This is a genomic window from uncultured Methylibium sp., assembly GCF_902826655.1.
GTDB lineage: Bacteria > Pseudomonadota > Gammaproteobacteria > Burkholderiales > Burkholderiaceae_C > Methylibium.
Genome location: NZ_CADEFR010000140.1, coordinates 1 through 1,825 on the forward strand (window position 1 = coordinate 1; position 1,825 = coordinate 1,825).

2 protein-coding genes and 2 pseudogenes are annotated in these 1,825 nt (G+C 68.9%); all 4 read right to left on the reverse strand.

All coding sequences use genetic code 11. From position 1 onward, the window contains the following. Positions 1–539: pseudogene (locus tag QZV97_RS20855) on the reverse strand (F0F1 ATP synthase subunit alpha); the annotation flags it as partial. A gap of 58 nt (positions 540–597) precedes the next feature. Then, complete coding sequence (locus QZV97_RS20860; protein ID WP_295647340.1) at positions 598–1,134, reverse strand: F0F1 ATP synthase subunit delta; 537 nt, start codon at positions 1,132–1,134, stop codon at positions 598–600. 4 nt (positions 1,135–1,138) lie between these two features. After that, positions 1,139–1,609 carry a F0F1 ATP synthase subunit B gene (locus tag QZV97_RS20865; RefSeq protein ID WP_295647342.1) on the reverse strand — a complete coding sequence of 157 codons (471 nt, stop codon included), beginning with the start codon at positions 1,607–1,609 and terminating at the stop codon, positions 1,139–1,141. 79 nt (positions 1,610–1,688) lie between these two features. Further along, positions 1,689–1,825: pseudogene (locus QZV97_RS20870) on the reverse strand (F0F1 ATP synthase subunit C); the annotation flags it as partial.

Here is a 1,825-nt window from a genome sequence, read left to right on the forward strand (position 1 = left end):
TTGCCGGTCTGGCGGTCGCCGATGATCAGCTCGCGCTGGCCGCGGCCGACCGGGACCATCGAGTCGATCGACTTCAGGCCGGTCTGCACCGGCTGGTCCACGCTCTTGCGCGCGATCACGCCCGGCGCGACCTTCTCGATCACGTCGGTCATCTTGGCGTTGATCGGGCCCTTGCCGTCGATCGGCTGGCCGAGCGCGTTGACGACGCGGCCGATCAGCTCGGGGCCGACCGGCACTTCCAGGATGCGGCCGGTGCACTTGACCGTGTCGCCTTCGGAGATGTGCTCGTACTCGCCCAGGATCACCGCGCCGACCGAGTCGCGCTCGAGGTTCAGCGCCAGGCCGTAGGTCGGCTGGCCGTCCTTGCCGACGGGGAACTCGAGCATTTCGCCGGCCATCGCGTCGGACAGGCCGTGCACGCGCACGATGCCGTCGGTCACCGAGACGACGGTGCCCTGGTTGCGGATGTCGGTCGACGCGCCCAGGCCCTCGATGCGGCTCTTGATCAGTTCGGAAATTTCAGCGGGATTGAGTTGCATGGTGTGCTCCGTGTCCGTGGCCTGGGGCTGCGGGTGGGGATGGGTTCCGGAATTCCGTTCAGGCGACCAGCGCCGACTTCATCGCTTCGAGGCGGGCCTTGACCGAGGTGTCCAGCACCTCGTCGCCGACGACGACACGGATGCCGCCGATCAGTCCGGGCTCGACGGTGACCTTGGCATCGAGCTTGCGGCCGAAGCGCTTCTCGAGTGCCGCCTTCACGTCGGCCAGCTGGGCCGCGTCGATCGGGAAGGCGCTGTAGATCGCTGCGTCCGACACGCCCGACTTCGCGTTGACCAGTGCATGGAATTGCTGCGCGATCTCGGGCAGCGCGACGAGGCGGCCGTTGTCGATCACGGTCTTCAGCAGGTTCTGCACGCTGGGCGCGAGCGGGGTCTTGGCGACGCCCGTGAGGACATCGTAGACCTGGCCGGCGTCGGCCTTCGGGTCGCCGGCGAACTGCAGCAGCCGCGGGTCGGCCGCGACGCCGGCCAGCGCCGACAGCTGCTCGGCCGCCGCGGACTGATCCGACGACGCGCCGCCGGCCTTGAACAGCGCTTCGGCGTAGGGACGCGCGATGGTGGCGAGTTCGGCCATGGCGTCAGAGTTCCGTCTTCAGGCGGCCGAGCAGGTCGGCATGCACCGAAGCGTTCACTTCCTTGCGCAGGATCTGCTCGGCGCCCTTGACGGCCAGCGCGGCGACCTGCTCGCGCAGGACCTCGCGCGCCTTGATCGACTCCTGCTGGGCCTCGGCCTTGGCGGCAGCGACGATCTTCGCGGCCTCCTCGGCCGCGCGACCCTTGGCGTCCTCGACCATCGATTGCGCCAGGCGCTCGGCATCGGCCAGGCGCTTGGCGGCGTCCTCGCGGGCCGACGACAGCTGGGCCTCGACGCGCTGGTTGGCGGCGGCGAGGTCGGCCTTCGCCTTGTCGGCGGCCGACAGGCCGTCGGCGATCTTCTTCGCGCGCTCGTCGAGCGCGGCGGTGATCGGCGGCCAGACGAACTTCATCGTGAACCCGACCAGGATCATGAAGACGATGATCTGGACGATGAGGGTGGCGGTGATGCTCACGGGTGTGCCTCGGTCTCGGTGATGGTGGTTGCCGGCGGCGTGCAGGACGCGCCGGCTCGCAGCAGGATCGGGCCCGGAATTACTTCGGCAGGTTGGCGATCTGCGCCAGGAACGGGTTCGCGGTGGCGAACCACAGCGCGATACCGGTGCCGATGATGAACGCCGCGTCGATCAGGCCGGCCAGCAGGAACATCTTGGTCTGCAGTTCGCCCATCA

What these genes read in the sequence shown, in the direction of transcription:
- QZV97_RS20860 (WP_295647340.1), bottom strand. Translation starts at nt 1,134, where the DNA reads ATGGCCGAACTCGCCACCATCGCGCGTCCCTACGCCGAAGCGCTGTTC.